We start from the raw sequence: 19,538 nt of genomic DNA, 5'->3' as shown, positions 1-19,538 counted from the left end.
TCAGTTAATCCTCAAACAGCGGGAAGCCTGAAAGGTTTTCCCTTGAGAATGCAACTTCCTCAAACAGCAAAGGATAAAAGAAATGTCGGATTTCGGCATGATAATCGCGAATTTTTTGCTCATATGCCAGCGCTGATTGAGTATCGGTCCCTGCAATTTTCTGCAGCGATCGCATGACCGCAACCGGTGGAGAAAAGATGGCTGTATAAGCGGTCAGCCGGTCCCGCGCAATAATTGATTCCCGGTGAGCTGCCGAAAGGGGTGCCGCTGTTTCGTCACCGACCTGTTGAAATGCGTAATACCATTTCCAGTGGAATGGCGCAGCGACGGGCGCTGAGTGCGACCATTCGGGATGGCTGGCGTAGAATCGATCCATCGTCGCGGCTTTGGGCAGATCCCATGCGCCGTTGACAGTTTCACGCTGCAGCAGGCTGATCCGGGCACCGTCAATACCGGGTACGGCCCGGTCAATCAGAAGTTTTCCCGACAGCGGCACCAGCAAAGCCAGAATCAGCCAGCAGCTTGTCGCCAGTGCTGCCGAAACAGATGCTGACCATGTGCGGAATGCAACGACTGACACCAGCAGGCTCCAGAATATGACGGCAGCAATCACGATGGCACTGACAGCCAGCAATGCCGCCGCGTTGCCTCCGAAAGAGAGCCCCAGCAACCAGAGCGGCAGCAGGCATGCCAGGGCGGCCCCACCGCTCAGCGCCAGAATTCTCGGTGCCCACAGGCGACCAGCTCTGCGTGCTGTGGCGGTTAGCATTGCGACTCGCCCTGAATCGCGTTCGCCAGCATAAACATCGTAGAGCAACGCAATAATAAACAGAGGCAGCACAAAAGCGATGACAAACGCATAATCGAATCGACCGGCCAGACTCAGTTCAGGATTGAAATTATCTGACTCATGAATTTGCCCCTCCAGTGCCAGCGCCCGTATTCGAAGCATCCATGGTGCGATATCGCGTTGCCCGATCGCCAGGAAGGCGACATCGTCAGGTGGGTTCCAGGTCAGTGAGAACGCATCATAGGCAGCGCCACCGTAGTCGGCGGCACCGTCGAGTGCCTGTGCCAGCTCGATCCGGTCCTGGGCGCGGGTACGTTCTATAGTATCTGTCTGACGATTGATTTCTGCTTGTCCCAGCACCAGGGCGGCCGCGCAGATAACGCTCAATATGAGCCAGGTCAGTCGGGTTACCCGATTGCCAAGAACGAACCTTGATTCTCTCAAAATATCCTTGAGTATTGTCATGCTTCACCCGCCCTGCCAGCTGCGCGCCGGACCAGCACGAGAGCAGCGATCAGCCACAGGAACAGTGCCAACAGGAGCGGCGTTGCGGCTGACAAACGCTCCGGCACGGGTGCCGGTGAGAAGCTGAAACTCTGAAGCCGTTGCCAGAATTCGGGGCTGACACGCGTCCGTTGTTCCGCTTCAAAGTCGATGCTGCGCGCCGCATCATCTTCAAAACTCAATTCGTGAGCGTGGATCGTGTTGAGTTCCTGAATCAATGCAAAACGGTGCGCTTCTGCCGCATCAAGAAATCGCTGATGATTGATCAGATCGGTGCCTGCCGCCCTCATCGACAGATTCCTGATGGCAATATAGGGGCTGAGCAGGGAAAAGGCATTTACAACAGTTGCCTGCTGGCGCTGAGTGTCATGCAGTTGCGCTGCATACTGATTCTTCACGGCGCTCCCCTCAGCCTCTCCCTGCAGTGACACCAGGCCACGATAGTTTACAGGAAGGTCTTCAATTCGATCGACGCCGTATTGCGCGAGTACCTGCGCCTGAAAATTCTGAAACCCGGCATCATTGATGTTGTGGCTGTCACCGACTACCCGCATGTCTCGCTGAATCAGGATGTCCATTTCTGTCTGGGTCTGGGATGGCACTGCCGTTGCGGCGACATCAGCGGCAATGCGCGGCAGCAGAATCGTGCTGACTGCCCAGATGATCATCAGGCTGATCAACGCACTACGTGCTGTTCGGGACATAGCTGATACTGCCACAATCGTGATGACCCAGAAGGCAATGTAGATGGCATGACCTGAAAACAGTATCACGCCCGGTATGAGCTCTTCAGGGTAGCGGACAGTTAACCACAGTGCACTGATCAGTAAGGGGACTGTCGCCAGAACGGCAATACCGGCAATGGCGAAGGCTTTACCGTAAATAAGCGTGGCAGGTCTCACTCCCTGCGCAAGCAGCTGCAGCAATGTGCCGCGCTCGCGTTCTCGGACAACACTGCTGTAGCCGATCAGTATCAGCAATAAAGGTGCAATTACCTGGAGTAAAAATGCAGGTGACACAGCGCCGAAACGGGTCAGAACGGAAGTTTCCCTGGCTTCCGAGAATGTGGCGGTATTGCGTCTATGGCCTTCAAGAAAAATCGATCGGCCGGTGTATGTATCTACGCCGGGATCAATGGCGGCAAGCGGCGCGGGATTACGGAATACATAGTGGCCGTAGTGAACAACCCGATGCGGATGCCGTGCGGGTTGATTACGAAAAGACTCTTCTGCTTCGCGTTGGTAGGCCTCCCGCACTTGTGCTTCACTGGATAACTGATAGGCGGAAGTTGCCGCAGCGATGGCGATCAGTGTCAGCATCATGACGATAACTGTCAGCGCCAGCCTTGTCCGCAACAGATGCTGCCATTCGCCACCTGCGACGCGGGCCGTCAGACTCATGCTGCCTCCTTGCCGGCAAAGGCGCGCTTGACTGTCTCGACGTCAATGTGTACGCGTTCTCCCTTGTCGTCAATACCGGCCTCAAACTGCGTGACCAGCTGTCCATTGCGAAGCAGCCCGATGCGAGCAGAGACTTCGCAGGCTCCAAACAGGTCATGGGTGACCATCAGAACGGCAACGCCGCGCTGACACAGTGTTGTGAGCAGTTGATTGAACTCTTCAACGGCTATCGGATCCAGTCCCGAGGTTGGTTCGTCAAGCAGCAGCACCGGTGTTTGACGAAGCAATGCCAGCGCAATGGCGACCTTCTGTCGCATGCCTTTGGAGAACCCCGCACTGCGTCTGTCGCGTGCTTCACTTTGCAGAGACACTGTGTCCAGAGCTTGCTCAATGGCCTGCGGATCTGGCGTCATGCCAGCCAGCTCCAGAAAGTAGTGCAGATTCTCACGGGCGCTAAGGTGCTCGTACAGGCTGGCTGTCTCCGACAGGTAGGCCAGCGAACCTCGCACAAGCTCAGGTTCATTTGATGCGGACCTGCCACATATCATCACATCTCCCTTAGCGGGTTTAAGCATGCCGATACAGGTAAGCAGGGTAGTGGACTTCCCGGCCCCATTGCCGCCCAGCAACGCGAATACTTCGCCGGGAGCGACCTGAAAATTCAGGTCGCGGAGCACCTCGGCACCCTGGCGGTTGACATGCAGACCGACTACCTCAATTGCTGCGCTCATCATTAAAACCTCAATTCAGCTGAAATCCGGGCACGCCTCGGTGTGCCCGGCTGGATCCACAGGGGGGAGAACGAATTGGAATAGTAGGTCTTGTCGAACACGTTATCCAGCTCAGCCTTTATGTTGAAGTTGTTGATCAGCTCAACAGCCGTGTAAGCGCGCCAGACCGCGTAGCCAGGCAGCATGAATGATGTGGCGGTCTCGCCTGCACGCTCGCCAACGTAAATGACACCGCCCCCAAAGGTGACTGCCCTGCCATCCAGAGTCAGGTCTCGACTGATCATTGCGCTGAGTGAGTGACGCGGCACGTTAATCAACTTGTCGCCTGCTGAAATCTGGCGGCCGAAATTGAAATCCAGCACACCTTTGGTGGCTTCTGCATCGACATAAGCGTAGGAAAAGTGCAGGTCATAACCCTCATGGCTGCCTGCCAGATCAAACTCAAGTCCGCGACTGCGTGCTTCACCAACAGCCACAGAGAAACCTGGATTCTGAGCATCGCCACTGAGCATGTTTTCCTGATTCTGCCGGAAAAGCGCTACATTGCCCTGTAATCCACCGTTCAGCAGTTCGAACTTGACGCCGACCTCCGTGGAGCTGCTTTCATTGGCTGCGAATGAGTTGCCGGACACGTCAGTGCCAGAGTTCGCCCGAAAGCCTTGTCCGTAGGTGCCATAAAGACTTACCTGATTGCCAAGCATGTAGACGGCTCCCAGTTGCGGGCTGAAGCGGCTGTCTGACTGTCGCGATGACCTGCCGTTCAGGCGATTGTCTGTTCGCTGGCTGAAATCGTCAAAACGCAGCCCGACACGAATCTGCAGGGCATCGGTCAGATTGATCTGATCCTGAACGTAAATGCCAGTAGCTTTGAGGACTTCCAGGCGATCGGTCAGTGGTGTCGGGGCGGGTAGCGCAAACTGGCCATACACAGGGTTGAATATGTCGATGGCAAGCGATTGTTCCAGTGTCGTACCGGACCCGAGGACCGGTGCGCGATAGCGACGAAATATCTGATCGTTGTCAAAGCGATCCGAATCAATACCGACAATCAAGCGGTGTGACAGGCCGCCCAGCTCAATCTGGCCATTCAGTTCAGCCCGGATGACCTGATATTCAGCGTCATAATTTCGCAGGCGTCGCTGGCGGGTCAGGTTGCGGCCGTCTCGATCAAGGCGTTGCCGACTGCCTGTCAATTCCGGTTCCGTTGAGAAGCCTGTCAGCGAGGTATCGCGATAGTTGTAACCCAGCAACAGATTCCAGCTGGTGTTGAGCTCTTGATTCAGCTCAATCTGATGCCCGGTGACCTGGGCGTCCATTGGGCCATCGCCGGGCTCGCCCAGAAAGCGTGATGGGGGTATCAGGCCGAGCTCACCATTGACCGCGACAACGCCCCGGTCGAAAGGTACTTTATTGCGCGATGTTTCCAGCTCATAAACCAGTGTTGTGGATTCGGCCAACTGAACGATGACCGATGGAGTGAATCCATATGCTTGCCAGTCCACAGTATCCCGAAAGCTCTCACCGTTCTCACGGAACCCCACCAGACGGAAGGCGGCCCGGTCACCAATGACATTGGAGCTGTAATCGAGATCAGTGCGCACTGTGCCGAACTCATCCAGACCTGCCCGTAATTGTCCCGCAGATACGCCAGTCGGGCGCTTGGTTACCAGATTGATGGCACCGCCCGGTTCACCGCGGCCGAACAGCGCAGCCATCGGCCCCTTGAGCACTTCAACAGCCTGAATGCCGGAAATGTCGCGCGAGCCGCCAAAGCCTCTGCCGGCATTAAACCCATTGACCAGGTAATTGCTGGGCAGGTTCTCATCGCCGGCAAAACCACGCACCGCAAAGCTGTTCCACAGACCACCAAAATTGTTCTGGCGTGCCACAGCCGCTGAAAGATCCAGTGCCTGATTCAGGTCAGTGACGCCGGCCTGCTCCATCAGCTCTACGTTGAGAACCTGGATTGACTGTGGTGTTTCCAGTGCAGTGAAATCGCCACGGTAAGCCTGGCGCTGGGTGGACACAATAATTTCTTCTATTTCTGCGGCGCTTTGTGCGATAAGCGCGGGGCTGGCAAGTGTGAGACCGGTGACGGCCAGGGAGGCACTCAGCAGCCTGACGGGAAGAGGTGATGTCATGAATCGCCACACAATTATTGCTCCATGGTTTTGTTGGAAATGAATGAGTAGTGATATGTTATAGTGTAACAATAAATATTAATAGTGATGCTGGCAAAATAATTTTGGCGGTAGCAGAGTTGGTGCCGGATGCCTGATAGCGCCAGCACCGGCAGGAAAAAATACCCACGGCTTTCAATAATCGTTATAGTCTAGGTCACGAAAAAAACAGAAAGGTGAAATAATAATGAAACCCCTGCGATTCAAGAGCCTTCCCATGCTGGCCGTGTTGGCAACCCTCGCTGCCTGCGGTCAGGAACAGAGTCAGGAACCTGTTCAGACGCGTGCGCCAGCTGCGGCTTTGCCGCAGCTGGCAATCTCCGACATGATGATCTGTGCTGAGGAGCTGGCGCCACTGATTGACAATACGGGCAGTTTCAGTCGGCCGATCGGAACCGGGGCGGAGATTGCCCAGGCCTATTTTGATCAGGGTTTGAGGCTGACTTATGGCTATTATTTTCCCGAAGCAATTGCGTCATTCGACGCGGCACTGTGTTTTGAGCCCAATAATCCCATGATTCATTGGGGCAAGGCCCTGGCCATAGGCCCCAATCCCAATAGCCGTTATGGCGGTGCGCCGGATGATCCGCAAGGCGCAGGCAAGGCTGCTATTGAGAGGGCAAGGTCGCTCAGCGACACTCTGCCGCCAGCAGAGCGGGGTCTGATAGACGCCTTGGCCGCCCTGTATGATGTTGAAAACTACCCTGATCAGATGGCTCGCACTGAGGCTTTTATTGAAGCCGCCGAGCGAAACTACAGTTCTCACAGCGCTGATCTGGAAGCCGCCTTTCTGGTTGCTCATGGCATCATGATGTCCACGCCGTGGACCTATTATTCCTATATAGATGGTAGCCCGCTGCCCAGGGTCGAGCGTGCCAGGCAGGTGCTGGAGCAGGGCATGGCACAAAGCCCGGAGCACCCGGGACTGACGCACCTGCATATCCACCTGCTGGAGGCATCGTTTGAGCCGCAGAGCGCAGAGGCCTCTGCAGATCGCCTGGAGTCGTTAATGCCGATGGCCGGCCATATGGTGCACATGCCTGGCCATATTTACATGCGACTGGGCCGTTATGATGATGCCATCACAACCAACGAACGTTCTTTGGCGGCTGACGATGTGGTTCGACAGGCGTGGGGGAATCGTGAGTTGCCCCGCACTGGAACTTACTTTGTGTCGGCGACCAATCACGGTGGCCATGCGCGTATGTTTATTCACTGGGGTGGCCTGCTGCAAGGCAATTTTGAGCGTGCTGCCAGCGTCTCCGGCCCGATGGTGCAAATGGCCAATGCCGAAGCACTGGGTCGAGGGTCGGGCTTGCGCACGCCGGTCGCGCACTGGATGACACTTAAAGCCTTCGGTCGCTTCGACGATCTGCTGGCAATCGAGAATCCGGCACCCGATCAGCCCTATTTGAAGGGTATGCTGCATTGGTTACAGGGTGCGGCTCATGCCAGCAAAGGTCATATTCCCATGGCAGAATCTGAGCTGCAGTCTTTGCGAGAGATCCGTCAAGACACACCGGCACTGAGCACCATGCGCGCTAGCACCAACACCGCAGCCGACCTGCTGGAAATTGCCGATCACATGCTGGCTGGTGAAATTGATAACGCTAAACAGGAGTACGACAGCGCCATTAACCACTTTACTCAAGCGGTAGCGCTGCAGGATCAGTTACGTTACATGGAGCCACCGGATTGGCTGCAATCGACGCGTCTATTCCTGGGTCAGGCACTGATCAATGCAGGCCGAGCCGAAGAGGCGATTGCCGTGTTTGAGCGCGATCTGCTGCTGCTGAATGAAAATGGCTGGGCGTTGCATGGATTGGCACAGGCCCTGGAAGCTGTTGGCGATGCAGCGCAAGCTGCGGAGGTGCGTGCACGCCAGGCCCAGGCATGGGCTGATGCAGATGTTGAGCTCAATGCTGCACATTTTTAATAATCAATGATCGTATTGCGACCGGCAGATTTTGCGCGATAAAGCGCCTGGTCTGCCTGTCGCACAATCAATTCAGCATCCGAGTCCGATGATGGTTTGGCAGCGGCAGCACCAATACTGACAGTCACCACCCCGTAGTCTGAACCCTTGTGGGGTATGTGCATGGCCTCCACGGCTTGCCTGATTCTGGCTGCTACGTGCAAAGCGCCGTCAATGGTGCAGTCAGTCAATACAACAGTGAACTCTTCACCACCGTAGCGGGATGCCAGGTCGGTAGGCCGTTTCAGTTCATCCATCATCGCCGATGCAATCATTTTCAGGCAAACGTCACCTTTTTGATGCCCGTAAAGATCGTTATAGGCCTTGAACCAGTCAACATCAATCATCAGGACAGCAATCGATTTGCCAGCTCGTGCCGCACGTGCCCATTCATTAGGCAATACCTGATCAAAGCGACGTCTGTTCGGCATCCCGGTGAGTGGGTCTGAAATAGAGAGTTGTTCCAGTCTTTTGTTGAGCCGTTGTAATTCTGCTTCCCGGCGACTGGCCTCCAGAGTCACTTTATGAAACTGATGGACCGCACGTCCGAGGCGACCCAGTTCATCGGATCTCTGAGACGGGAGCGCAATATCATAGCGGCCTGTTGCAATCATTTGCATACCCTCGCTAAGCTCTCCCAGTCTTCTGACAAGATGTCTCTGCACATGCAAATAGAAGAAAACGATCAAACCACTAAGCCCCAGTGCAGCGACGGAAATCAGAAAAATCAACGACAATCGACCGCTGGCGGCCAGACTCGCGCCTTGCTGATCTATGGTGAGCAACTCGTGATTGACCAATGCTGCAGTTGCCTGATCCAGTCTGCCAATGAGTGCCAGATTCTGTTGGTTCAGATGTTCTGCCCGGATAACCAGTAACAACTCGTCTCTTCGCAGGTTCAGTAAGCCGCCAGCTTCAGTTACCTGATCATGCAAACCTGTAAAGCCAGGTAACAGTTGCGCGGCTATATCAGCCCTTGTTCGTCATCACGCCCGATCATCCTGAAAATAGTGGTGATGCCCATCTCTGTAATGCCGGAACCGGTTGATGCCGGTGAGATCTGCAGAATGTTACTGGCAGCGTAAATAGGAGCTGATACCTGCGTTGTTGCAGAGCAGGAATGACCGATAACAATGTCTGGCGGTGATTTCACCAAATCTCGTGACAAGGACTCAGCGACCGCTTCAGCGCATCGGTCATCGTATTCCGTTATGCGGATGTGGCGGCCCAATAAGGATCCTTCAGCCATATTGTTTATGGCTGCATGAACGCCTGCCTTGAATTGCATACCAACCGCAAAACTGGTGCCTGCCATTGGGCCGACAATTGCTACATTCACGGGGTCCTGGCGCTCCAATGACTCATTGCTTTGTGCATGAGTGAAACAACCGACAAAAGTGGCCACCGTGATCATCAGCGCGGTAAGATAAGGATGGACTGACCTGGATTTCAGGCATTTGGTCGGCATGTGACCCTCGCTCCTGTGACGTATCGCTGTCAGGCGTTACCTCCGGAGATCCAGAATGACTCAGGATGTATGCTACTGGAATGAAAAATACCACGAACCACACTGTATTGTCAGATCTGTTACGGAATTCTCGTCGGTCAATACAACTTATCAGGCTGCCACTCATTCTGGCTGTCGGATTTCTCGTCGCCTGTGTACCAGTCAGCTTGGAGGTCCGTGACAATGACGCACTGCTGCTCAGCTACTTTCGCCATGGTGTTTACGCGGGAATCCAGGAAACTCGCGTCGGATTGCATTGCAGGGTTTTCCACCCGGTTAATATGACGGACGGGCGTCATCCACTGGTGGTCTGGGGTAACGGCACTCATGCCAGCCCGGCATCGTATCGGGATCTTCTGGAGCACTGGGCGAGCCATGGATTTGTGGTGGCTGCGGCAATGGCGCCAAATGCAGGGCGAGGTGTAGAAATGCGCCAATGTATGACAGCATTGCTCGATGAAAATATACGCAGTGGCAGTGTGTTTCTGAATAAAATCGACCCATCCCGTATTGGAGTTGCCGGTCACTCGCAGGGTGGCGGTGGCGCATTGATGCTGGGGCGTGACCTGCGCGTAACAACCACGATCGCCATTCAGCCCTACATTCTGGGGCTGGGTCACAATCTGTCTGCATCGGCGCACCAGAACGGTCCGGTATTATTGCTTTCCGGTGCAGATGATCTGACATCGAGTCCGGAAACCAATCAGCAACCGGTGTTCGAGCAGGCTAATGTGCCGGTGACCTGGCTGACATTGCGCGGCGCAACCCATATGGCTCCAATGAGTACCGGGGGCAGTTACCGCGGTCCTATGACAGCCTGGTTACGCTGGCACTTGCTGGGCGATAAGCAGGCCGCCCGATTGTTTGAAGGTGATAATTGCGTACTCTGTCTCGATGAGCGCTGGACTGTCAGACGCAAAAATTCAGATTGAACGTACAGTCAGCTTCGGGCATGATACGCCATCTTTTTCACCTCTTCGGGCCATCATGAATCTGGTCTCTTTTGATGTGTTTCGTACTCTGGGTTTTCCCAATACCACTGTGCTGAAGTCCTCTCAGATATTCGCCAGCAAAGATCTTCTGCGTGAGGCTGACTGGGTGCTGTTTCCAGAATATTGGCAGTTAAACGCGCTGGTATACGGCTTGAACTGTCGGGTCTTTCCAAGTGAGGCCAGTTATCGCATCGGACACGATAAAGTTGAAATGACTCGTGCCTTTGAGATGGTTGCGCCGGAAGCGGTGCCACTGACGCTGATAGAAGCGAACTCGCCCGAAACTCAGCAGCGACTGTGGGAGCAAATGTCCTTGCCATTCGTGGCTAAACTCCCCAGGGCAAGTATGGGCAATGGTGTGTGGCTGATCGAATCGAGGCAGGACTGGCAGGCATATTGTCAGCAGTCACCGGTGCTCTACGTTCAGGAATATCTGCCGATCACGCGCGATGCCAGGATTGTGGTGGTGGGTGAGCGCGTAGTTGCTGCGTATTGGCGGCTGCAGGCCGAGCAGGGTTTCTACAATAATCTTTCGAAAGGCGGCCAGCTTGACGATAGCCCAGTGCCACCGATAATGACAGATCTGGCATTGCGCCTGGCTAAATCTCTGGGCGTCGATCATGCGGGATTCGACATCGCGCTGGTCGATGGCCACCCCTATGTACTTGAGTTTAACCGCCTGTTTGGTAATCAAGGGCTGGCTCAGGGTTCGGTGCTCAAGGACGCGATTCTGGACTACCTGAGCAGCCAGACTGAACCTGAAGACCCTGATGGCCCGGCACCCGTCTGGCCGCTTGCGGTCTGACGGCATCGATCAGTCACGCATTGTTTTTCAGGCTGTGGCACAATTCAGTCATGAAGAGAGTTTTTGCTGCCCTGTTAATGTTGTGTACAACACTGGTTGACGCCGACGACTGGCAAGACAGTCCGGCCGTTGCGGCGTTGTTTCGTGCGCAAAATATAAGCGGGACGTTTGTTGTTTATGATGTGAGTGCTAATCAGATGATTGGCTTTGATCACCACCGCGCAAACCTGCGCTATCCTCCGGCCGCCACGTTCAACCTGCCACACACACTGATCGGCTTATCCACCGGTTCAGTATCTGACCTGGACGATTCGCGCTCACTGGATATCTCTTTACGAGAAGCCCTTATCTCTCATGACCCTGATGCCTACCAGACACTGGCCCGCCTGATCGGGCCTATTCAGATGCAATGGCACTTGTCTGCATTAATTTACGGGAACCGTGAATTCGGCTCAGTGCTGGACACTTTCTGGCATGACGGACCTTTACAGATCAGTGCCATTGAGCAGGTCAGATTTTTGTCGCTGCTTTCTCGGGACGCCCTGCCGTTTTCGCGGGAAATACTCAGCGATGTACGAGAGCTGGTGCTTCAGGAACAAGGTGATGATTGGCGACTGTATGCGATTTCGGGCATTGACGAAGCGTCCGGTACGGGAGTTGGCTGGTGGGTTGGTTGGCTCACGAGGGGAGAGCAGCTCTATACCTTTGCACTGAACCTGGATGTTAATAACGAGTCAGATATCACACAACAGGTACAACTGGGTCGTAAGAGTCTGACAGCGATGGGTCTACTGGAACTAAAATAAAAGAAGTTCGGGAGGTTCTAAAGATGAGCAGCAACAAAGAAGTAATAAGGAGTTTTATCCATGCATGGAGCCGACTGGATGCCAATGAGTTGGCAGATTTCTTTTCTGACGACGGAACCTACCACAATATGCCATCAAAGCCGGTTGTGGGGAAGCGCAACATCAAGCTGTTTATTGAAAAGTTTATTGCCAACTGGAATTCCACGTCATGGGATATTCTGACGATTGTTGAAGATGGCGATACAGTAATTTGCGAGCGCCTTGACATAACCAGGACCAGCACTGGCGATGTTCATCTGCCCTGCTGTGGCGTGTTTGAAATGCAGGACGGAAAGATTCATATCTGGCGAGACTATTTTGACCTCAACACTTATATGAAGGGAATCACACCATGAAAATTGTGCCTGTTGTGTTGTTTTTTGTTTTTGCATGCAGTTCAGTCGTTGCCCAGGATTGGGTGCCATCACAATTCGGCGCTGATGATCGTATTGGTGCTGCGAACCACCTCAGTCCAGAGCTGGTATTGCAGGCTGCGGGATTGATAACAACTGGCAAAGTCTATTCGCTGGGCATCGAAACAGCCGAAGACTCTCCCGCATACGGTACGCGCACTTTCGACATGCAAATCATCGCGTCCGGGACCCAGGTTCCGGTTGGTGCCGACGTGGTCACCTCAAACGATGAGCGGGTGACGACCAGTTTTGGTATCGGTTCGCAGATTGACGGGCTGGGACACCTCGGCATCGGCAACCAGTATTACAATGGCCTGACCGCGGCGGAGATTGTCCGCCCGGATGGTCTGGCTGAGCTGGGCACTCATACGATACCTCCTATTGTGACACGTGGCGTCTTGCTGGATATGACCCGACACTACGGAGTGGATATGGTGCCCGAGGGCACGGCTTTTAATCGCGCCGAAATACAGGCGGTGGCTCAGGCTCAGGGTGTACAGTTACAGCAGGGCGATGTTGTACTTTTTCACACGGGCTGGATGCAGCTTCTGGGCCGTGACAATGAGCGGTTCATTTCCAGTCAACCCGGCCCGGGTGTGGAAGGTGCTGAATACCTGGCAGACCTGGGAGTGGTTGCCATCGGCGCCGATACACCGGCTCTGGAAGTGATACCCTTTGAGAACCCTCAGCGAGTGTTTGCTGTCCACCAGACGCTGCTGGCGAAAAAAGGCGTTTACATACTTGAGAGTATGAATACAGCCGAACTCGCGGCTGATGGTGTTCAGGAGTTTATGTTCGTGCTGGGCCAGCCGAAGTTCAAAGGTGCCGTGCAGGTAGTCATTAACCCGATTGCAATCCGATAGGTGAACAACCATGGCAGAACGTTTTCCCGACCTGAACCAGCAGCACATGGATTTTATTGCTGATCAGCATCTCTATTTTGTTGGCACTGCGGCGGCTGAAGGGCATGTGAATGTCTCGCCGAAGGGAACTGACACCTTCAGAATAATCGACGCCAATACCGTTGCCTGGATGAATCTGACGGGTAGTGGCAATGAAACAGCGGCGCACTTGCTTGAAAATTCGCGTATGACAGTCATGTTTTGTTCATTTGAACGTCAGCCACTGATTCTGCGGTTGTACGGGCAGGCGCGGACCATACACGCGCGAGATGCAGAGTGGCCAGGCTTGTCTGCATTGTTTCCGGATTACACCGGTGCACGGCAGATTTTTGTCTTGAATATTACGCTGGTCCAAACGTCCTGTGGTTATGCTGTGCCGTTTTATGACTACACAGGAGAGCGACCAACCTTGACCAAATGGGCCGACAAGCGCGGCCGAGATGGCATCAGACAATACTGGCAGGAAAAAAATACACTCAGTCTGGATGGCAGGGATACAGGTATCAATGAGTAATGAAAGCGCAGGCTGATGTTCTGGAAATAGGCAGCGACGGCTTGCTCCGGCTGCGAGGCGAGTGGACGCTGGCAGATTATTCGCTGCTCAGAACATTGCGGCTGGATGGGTCCACTGATACTACTTCTATTGATGCATCAGAACTGATTGCTCTGGATACAGCCGGCGCTACCGCACTGATTAATTTATTGGGAGCAGAACGTTTACTGGCGCTGTTGCCGCAAAGTCGCGGTCTGTCGGATGAGCGCCTGGCTTTGCTGAATACGGTCGCGCAAGCACTTGTTGATCAGTCCGGCAATCTGCCGTCAAAACGATGGCGCTTTGGTGACGGCCTTGAGCACTTCGGCCGTCAGGTGATGAGTGGTTGGCGCCAGGTATTACAATTTCTGAGCTTTCTGGGTGAAGCACTGCTGTCGTTTTTCTCATTATTACCGCGTCCGTGGCGCTGGCGGGTCACGGCCCTGGTTGCGCAGATACATCAGGCCGGACTGAATGCAGTGCCAATTGTATTGTTGCTGAACTTTTTGGTCGGCGCCGTGGTGGCTTTTTTGGGGGCAACCGTATTAAGGGATTTTGGCGCCACGATCTATACGGTTGACCTGGTGGCTTACGCCTTTATGCGAGAGTTGGGCGTGTTGTTGGCGGCAATTCTGCTGGCCGGCCGAACGGCCAGCGCGTTCACGGCACAGATCGGTTCCATGAAAATCAATGAGGAGCTGGATGCCTTGCACGTTCAGGGCTTCAGTACCATGGAGCTGTTGGTGTTGCCACGCATGCTGGCCCTGGTGATTGTGTTGCCCCTGCTGACCTTTCTCGCCATTCTGGCTGGCATGTTGGGCGGTGCGGTCGTCTCGCTGCTGACTCTGGATATTTCTCTGGCGCGCTATATCGCGATTGTGCAGGAGATTCCCATTCGCCATATCCTGCTGGGTTTAAGCAAGTCACCGATATTTGCGGTGTTGATTGCGCTGATAGGCTGCCTTGAGGGGCTCAAAGTGGCGGGCAGCGCTCAGTCAGTCGGTGAGCACACCACCTCGGCGGTCGTTCAGTCAATATTTGCGGTAATTCTGCTGGATGCCGTAGCCGCTTTATTTTTTATGCAGATGGGGTGGTAGAGGTGAATCGTCGGACTGAACCCATCATACAGATCCGGGGCCTGGAGAACCGCTTTGGCTCACATATCGTGCATAAGGATCTTGATCTGGATGTGTACAAGGGTGAAATTCTGGGTATGGTCGGCGGTTCGGGATCCGGCAAGTCGGTATTGCTGCGCTCAATAGTCGGCCTGCGGAAACCCGACGCGGGTGAAGTTCGCTTGTTGGGGCGCGATGCTGATACCGTGCATCGGATTGGTGTCTTGTTTCAGCGGGGTGCCTTGTATTCCTCGCTCACCGTGCTGGAGAATGTGGCATTGCCACTTATCGAAAAAGCAGGTCTGGCGCGCAGGCAGGCCAACGAAATTGCTCGAGTAAAAATCGCTTTAACCGGATTGCCGGCGCATGCGCCTGATCTTTATCCCGCCGATCTGTCAGGCGGTATGGTCAAGCGGGCTGCATTAGCGCGATCATTGGCACTCGATCCCGATATTCTGTTTCTGGACGAACCCACAGCGGGGCTTGATCCGATTGGTGCCGCTGCATTTGATCAGCTATTGATGACTGTCCGTGATGCTTTTGGGCTGACAGTGTTCCTGATTACCCACGATCTTGATACGCTGTACACAGCTTGCGACAGAGTGGCGGTGTTGTCGCAGAAGAAAGTGCTGGTCAACGATACCCTGGACAAGGTGGCTGCTACAGACGACCCCTGGATTCAGGCGTATTTTCACGGTCCGCGGGGGCGTGCGGCCCAATTGGCCGCTACACGGCTGAAGGAAGATTAAAGCATTATGGAAACCCGGGCGCATTACATATTGGTTGGGCTCTTTACTCTGGGTACGGGGATCGGTGCGTTGTTGTTTGCCTTGTGGGTGACCGGTGCGGGTTCTGAGCGCGAGGTCAATTACTACGAGGTGATGTTCCACGAGCCGGTATCTGGCTTGTCGGTGGGCAGCCCGGTGCAATACAGCGGAATCCGGGTCGGGGAAGTTGAACAGTTGAGGCTGGATCCTGTTGATCCTCGGGTGGTAAGAGCCCGGGTTCGGGTGCTGGCCAGCGCGCCGATTAAAGTTGACACCGTTGCCAGGCAGACACTTCTGAATATTACCGGTGCCGCTGCAATTGAATTGGGGGAAGGCTTGCCTGAAAGTCCGCTGCTGCGATCAGATAATGGGATTCCGGTAATAGAGGCCTCGCCTTCGTCACTGGCGCAATTACGTCTGACCAGCGAAGAAATACTGTTGAGCGCTTCCAATCTGCTGGAGCGGGCAAATACACTGTTATCTGAGGAAAACGCCGCCCGAGTTTCGCGGGTGCTGGACAATGTGGTGGTCTTGACCGATGCGCTGGCCGGGCAGGAGCAAAGTCTGCAAGATGGCATCCAGAGCCTGGCTGCCAGCGGCGAGTCACTCAACGCCCTGTTGTCCCGGATCAATGATCAGATGTCACGCTATGAAGATACTGTCTATGAAGGGGTCACAGGTACGCTGGATGAACTGCAACAGGCAACGGCGCAGTTGAATAGTCTGCTCACTGAGAATTCGCCGGCTGTCACGGCAGGCATGCAAAGCCTGAACGAGCTGGGGCCGGCGGTCCGGGATTTGAGAAGTATTTTGACTACAATCGACTCAATCACTCGTCGACTGGCCGACGATCCGGCCAATTTTGTGTTGGGCAACGACCAGATCAGGGAGTATCAACCATGAGCAGATTGATTTGCATACTGTTAGTTCTGGCCGCATCTGCCTGTACCGTGCTGCCTGAGCGGGTGCCTTTCGACCTTTACCAATTGCCGCCGCCGGCCATTACAACCGCTACGGAAGGGCAGGCTTTATCGGCTTTGCGTGTGGATCGCCCGTCGACCAGTGAGGCGCTGGGCGGCAATCGCCTGCTGATCATGCGCGAAGACCAGCAATTGCAGGCCTACGCCGATGTGCGCTGGGTGGCTGCCACCCCTCTGCTGTGGCGCGACTGGTTGCTGGATGCATTCTGGCGCGATGGCAGGGTCGGCAGCCTGAGTGCTGCCAGTGATGGATTACAGGCTCAGTTTGAGCTGGGTGGCATGCTCAGGGCTTTCAATATTGATCAGTCGGGCTCGCAGCCGCAGGCGGTGATTCAGTTTGATGCCCGTCTGGTTAATGTATCAGACCGCCGGATAGTGGCCAGTCGTCGCTTTAGCGCGTATGAGCCCGTCGGTGCTACGCACGCCGGGGCAGCCGTGGTTGCACTTGGCGCAGCGGCTAATACCCTGGCTGCAGAATTGATTGACTGGGCCATCAACAGCGGTCAACCAGGAGCTGTTGGAGAGTCAACGGCCGAACGCAGGGTCAGTTTTAGTTGCGATGATAATCGTGACATTGAGCTGAGATTCTTTCCAATGCAGGGTGTTGCCGTCCTGGTTCGTAATGGCAACACCATAGAGTTACAGCAAGAGCCCAGCGCCTCAGGTTTTCGTTATTCCAATGGTCCCAACACGGTAGTCGGTAAAGGTGATGAGCTGACACTGGAAATAGGCAGAATGGCACCCATCCATTGTCACGCTGAAAAAGGGTAAATAACATGAGTCACCAGCAACGATTAGACGACCTGCTCGATCGCTTGAAAAAGACCAGGGACGAGCTGGAAGCCGAGATTGATCGTCTGCTGGAGGGCAAACGCAAGCAGTTCAGTTATACCCTGCAACGTGGCAAGGTTATTTTTGATCGTAATGTCAGTAAGCTGCAGAAAAAGCAACGCGTCGGTAGCCTGCGCTACATATTTTCAGCTCCCTGGCTGACAATTCTGACTTCGCCGATCATCTACGGCATGCTAATCCCTCTGGCTTTGCTGGATCTGACAATCACCATTTACCAACATATATGCTTTCGTGTCTATAAGGTGCCACGTGTCGTGCGTAGTGAATATGTGGTGATCGACCGTCATAAATTGCCCTATTTAAATACTATCCAGAAGATCAACTGTGTGTATTGTGGTTATGGAAACGGCTTGATTGCTTACGCGCGTGAAGTGATTGCCCGCACCGAACAATTCTGGTGTCCTATCAAACATGCTGTAAGGGTAAAGGGTTTGCACGACCGGGAACAAAAGTTTCTTGATTACGGCGATGCCGAGGCATGGCGTAACGAGCTTCAGAAGGTGCGCTGTGACTGGGAAGACCCAATTAATGAAAAACCAAAAGGAGAACAACAATGATAATGCGACGTTATGTATTGCCAATGATATTTGCACTGGGACTGATGAGTCAGGCCAGTGCCCAGAACTTTGTGCTGACCGTGGATGGTTTTGAGGACGGCGGCGACATTCCCGTGCGATTCTCTCAGGCAGCGCCCGGTGCCGCTCCGGGCGGTGGCACGTCACCAGCACTGAGCTGGGTGAACGCACCTGCCGGCACACAGAGTTTTGTAGTCAATATGGAAGATCTGGACTTTGCACCCAATCGCGGCACGCGCACGCAGGTGCACTGGGTCGTCTGGAATATTCCGGGCAGTGCAACGGGTCTGGCAGAGGATCAACCGGCTGGCGATAGATTGCCCAATGGCGCCTGGCAGATCAGTGCAACCGGGCGCGTGTATCGTGGTCCCGGCGCGCCCGCGGTGCGCCCGAAGCACCATTATATGTTTGAGGTCTATGCACTGGATACGCAACTGAATGTCGAGCCCAGCGATGACCCGCTGGAAACGCGGGATCGCGTAATGGCGGCAATGGAAGGCCACGTGCTGGGCAAGTCAGTCTATATTGGTCGGTTCCACCGTCCTCAGTAACTCGTCATTGCTGGCGGACTTTAGGGGTAGTCCGCCATCTCGACCAGAAATTTGAAATCTCCGAGATGTTTCAGTGTCACTGAATAATTCAGACCGTCACCATAGACTTTCGGAATGCTGACAGACTCGGTCTGCTCGTCATAAACGTTATAGGCAACCGTTATACTGTTTGTTGAATTAAGCACGCTGGTTTCCGGCACGTGCTGTTGAATAAATCCATAAAGTTCGGACACGGATGCATAGACCCCCGGAGATCCTGGCGTACCGCAATTCGAAGTTTCACTGCCGCCAAAGCTGGTAATGCCAAGCTGAAGCGCCTCCTGTCCCATCATTGCAAATAGAGGCCCGCCGCTGTCACCCTGGCAAGTGTCAGATGTGTCAGTTGGTGTGTAGCCACCGGCACAGAACATATTAGCGGTAATCGATCCCTCGTGTGCTGTTTCACAGCGGCTGCTGTTAATCGTCTGTAATTGAGTATGCAGAAGCTCTTCAGACGCTGCTGAGCCGTCGCCGACTGTTGCCCCCCATCCAGCAGCGATGACAGGAAGGTTGGCCGGGACAGTGCCCGTGTACAGCCGGATCGTGGGCGCTGACACAGCGCTGCTCAACTCAATCAATGCGATATCATAATCGTGGGTATTCGAACTGGACTCAGGGTCCGGGTTGTAATCCGGGTGCACAATGACACGTACAGCGTCCACAATACTCGCATTGTCAGACAGTGAGTTTATGTTGGTTGACCCCATAGGAGGGTGAATCGGCGGCCGCCCATGATAAACTTCTCAAATCAACCGCCTAGTCGATGAGTTCAAGATGAGTACAGTCGTGTTAAGTCTTAAAGTCATTCCGGGAGCATCCCGAAACCAGATAACCGGTTGGTTGGGCGAAGAATTGAAAGTAAAGGTTGCAACTGCACCTGAGGCGGGCAAGGCGAATCGGGCTGTCGAAAAGCTTCTTGCGACATACCTCAAGTTGCCGCAGGCAGCCGTGGTAATTGTCGCTGGACATGCTAATCAGCATAAACGTGTTCAAATTCAAGGGGCTACGTTCGACGATATCGTCAGAAAGTTACCGCTGAAACCGCACCAATAGACTATAGATGGCTAAGCTCAGGACAGTTAA

The 19,538-nt window shown here is 54.3% G+C and carries 21 protein-coding genes; 14 read left to right on the top strand and 7 right to left on the bottom strand.

The window, feature by feature from the left end:
* Positions 1-4 precede the first annotated feature (4 nt).
* From PS2015_RS14655 to PS2015_RS14640, 4 genes are read right to left on the bottom strand one after another with little or no spacing between them, the layout of a single operon-like run.
* Positions 5-1,255, bottom strand: coding sequence for a DUF3526 domain-containing protein (locus PS2015_RS14655; RefSeq protein WP_058022927.1), 1,251 nt, complete (start codon positions 1,253-1,255; stop codon positions 5-7).
* Positions 1,252-2,694, bottom strand: a complete 1,443-nt coding sequence (locus PS2015_RS14650; protein ID WP_058022926.1) for an ABC transporter permease — start codon at positions 2,692-2,694, stop codon at positions 1,252-1,254. The genes PS2015_RS14655 and PS2015_RS14650 overlap by 4 nt, the downstream gene beginning before the upstream one ends.
* Positions 2,691-3,425: an ABC transporter ATP-binding protein gene (locus PS2015_RS14645; RefSeq protein ID WP_156412800.1), complete on the bottom strand. Its 735-nt coding sequence runs from the start codon at positions 3,423-3,425 to the stop codon at positions 2,691-2,693. Before PS2015_RS14645 ends, PS2015_RS14650 begins: the two co-directional genes overlap by 4 nt.
* 2 nt (positions 3,426-3,427) lie before the next feature.
* Positions 3,428-5,566: a TonB-dependent siderophore receptor gene (locus PS2015_RS14640; protein ID WP_058022924.1), complete on the bottom strand. Its 2,139-nt coding sequence runs from the start codon at positions 5,564-5,566 to the stop codon at positions 3,428-3,430.
* Between the two features lie 226 nt (positions 5,567-5,792).
* On the opposite strand from PS2015_RS14640, the gene PS2015_RS14635 reads away from it, so the two are divergent.
* A complete protein-coding gene (locus PS2015_RS14635) occupies positions 5,793-7,541 on the top strand; it encodes a tetratricopeptide repeat protein (protein WP_058022923.1) in 1,749 nt (582 codons plus the stop codon).
* Here the strand turns inward: PS2015_RS14635 and PS2015_RS14630 are convergent.
* Both PS2015_RS14630 and PS2015_RS14625 read right to left on the bottom strand, forming a co-directional pair.
* Positions 7,538-8,515 (bottom strand): GGDEF domain-containing protein, encoded by a 978-nt coding sequence (locus PS2015_RS14630; RefSeq protein WP_058022922.1) that lies wholly within the window; start codon positions 8,513-8,515, stop codon positions 7,538-7,540. The two genes, PS2015_RS14635 and PS2015_RS14630, sit on opposite strands and share 4 nt — an antisense overlap.
* A 29-nt stretch (positions 8,516-8,544) precedes the next feature.
* Positions 8,545-9,048: an ABC transporter substrate-binding protein gene (locus PS2015_RS14625; protein WP_058022921.1), complete on the bottom strand. Its 504-nt coding sequence runs from the start codon at positions 9,046-9,048 to the stop codon at positions 8,545-8,547.
* Between the two features lie 206 nt (positions 9,049-9,254).
* Here PS2015_RS14625 and PS2015_RS14620 point away from each other — a divergent pair, with 206 nt between their 5' ends.
* The 12 genes from PS2015_RS14620 to PS2015_RS14565 are packed head-to-tail and all read left to right on the top strand — an operon-like array spanning position 9,255 to position 18,416.
* Positions 9,255-10,019 (top strand): alpha/beta hydrolase family protein, encoded by a 765-nt coding sequence (locus PS2015_RS14620; RefSeq protein ID WP_169792332.1) that lies wholly within the window; start codon positions 9,255-9,257, stop codon positions 10,017-10,019.
* A 55-nt stretch (positions 10,020-10,074) separates the two neighbouring features.
* Positions 10,075-10,884: an ATP-grasp domain-containing protein gene (locus tag PS2015_RS14615; protein ID WP_058023417.1), complete on the top strand. Its 810-nt coding sequence runs from the start codon at positions 10,075-10,077 to the stop codon at positions 10,882-10,884.
* A gap of 50 nt (positions 10,885-10,934) precedes the next feature.
* A complete protein-coding gene (locus PS2015_RS14610; RefSeq protein WP_058022919.1) occupies positions 10,935-11,690 on the top strand; it encodes a penicillin-binding transpeptidase domain-containing protein in 756 nt (251 codons plus the stop codon).
* Between the two features lie 23 nt (positions 11,691-11,713).
* Positions 11,714-12,085, top strand: a complete 372-nt coding sequence (locus tag PS2015_RS14605) for a limonene-1,2-epoxide hydrolase family protein (RefSeq protein WP_058022918.1) — start codon at positions 11,714-11,716, stop codon at positions 12,083-12,085.
* Positions 12,082-13,005, top strand: coding sequence for a cyclase family protein (locus tag PS2015_RS14600; RefSeq protein ID WP_058022917.1), 924 nt, complete (start codon positions 12,082-12,084; stop codon positions 13,003-13,005). Before PS2015_RS14605 ends, PS2015_RS14600 begins: the two co-directional genes overlap by 4 nt.
* Positions 13,006-13,015: 10 nt before the next feature.
* Complete coding sequence (locus PS2015_RS14595) at positions 13,016-13,558, top strand: pyridoxamine 5'-phosphate oxidase family protein (RefSeq protein ID WP_058022916.1); 543 nt, start codon at positions 13,016-13,018, stop codon at positions 13,556-13,558.
* A complete protein-coding gene (locus tag PS2015_RS14590) occupies positions 13,558-14,673 on the top strand; it encodes an MlaE family ABC transporter permease (protein WP_058022915.1) in 1,116 nt (371 codons plus the stop codon). Before PS2015_RS14595 ends, PS2015_RS14590 begins: the two co-directional genes overlap by 1 nt.
* Before the next feature lie 2 nt (positions 14,674-14,675).
* Positions 14,676-15,440 carry an ABC transporter ATP-binding protein gene (locus PS2015_RS14585; RefSeq protein WP_058023415.1) on the top strand — a complete coding sequence of 255 codons (765 nt, stop codon included), beginning with the start codon at positions 14,676-14,678 and terminating at the stop codon, positions 15,438-15,440.
* 6 nt (positions 15,441-15,446) lie between these two features.
* A complete protein-coding gene (locus PS2015_RS14580; protein WP_058022914.1) occupies positions 15,447-16,361 on the top strand; it encodes an MlaD family protein in 915 nt (304 codons plus the stop codon).
* Positions 16,358-17,209: an ABC-type transport auxiliary lipoprotein family protein gene (locus tag PS2015_RS14575; protein ID WP_058022913.1), complete on the top strand. Its 852-nt coding sequence runs from the start codon at positions 16,358-16,360 to the stop codon at positions 17,207-17,209. Before PS2015_RS14580 ends, PS2015_RS14575 begins: the two co-directional genes overlap by 4 nt.
* Positions 17,210-17,214: 5 nt before the next feature.
* Positions 17,215-17,847 (top strand): hypothetical protein, encoded by a 633-nt coding sequence (locus PS2015_RS14570; protein ID WP_058022912.1) that lies wholly within the window; start codon positions 17,215-17,217, stop codon positions 17,845-17,847.
* Positions 17,844-18,416: a YbhB/YbcL family Raf kinase inhibitor-like protein gene (locus PS2015_RS14565; RefSeq protein WP_058022911.1), complete on the top strand. Its 573-nt coding sequence runs from the start codon at positions 17,844-17,846 to the stop codon at positions 18,414-18,416. Before PS2015_RS14570 ends, PS2015_RS14565 begins: the two co-directional genes overlap by 4 nt.
* A 20-nt stretch (positions 18,417-18,436) precedes the next feature.
* On the opposite strand, the gene PS2015_RS14560 is transcribed toward PS2015_RS14565, so the two are convergent.
* Complete coding sequence (locus PS2015_RS14560; RefSeq protein WP_058022910.1) at positions 18,437-19,162, bottom strand: serine protease; 726 nt, start codon at positions 19,160-19,162, stop codon at positions 18,437-18,439.
* Positions 19,163-19,229: 67 nt separating this feature from the next.
* Between PS2015_RS14560 and PS2015_RS14555 the strand changes: the two genes are divergently transcribed.
* Positions 19,230-19,508, top strand: coding sequence for a DUF167 domain-containing protein (locus PS2015_RS14555; RefSeq protein WP_058022909.1), 279 nt, complete (start codon positions 19,230-19,232; stop codon positions 19,506-19,508).
* Positions 19,509-19,538 lie beyond the last annotated feature (30 nt).

Origin of the sequence: Pseudohongiella spirulinae (genome assembly GCF_001444425.1) — a bacterium.
In the GTDB taxonomy this organism is placed as follows: Bacteria; Pseudomonadota; Gammaproteobacteria; order Pseudomonadales; family Pseudohongiellaceae; genus Pseudohongiella; species Pseudohongiella spirulinae.
This window is presented reverse-complemented; position numbering and strand designations above follow the sequence as displayed.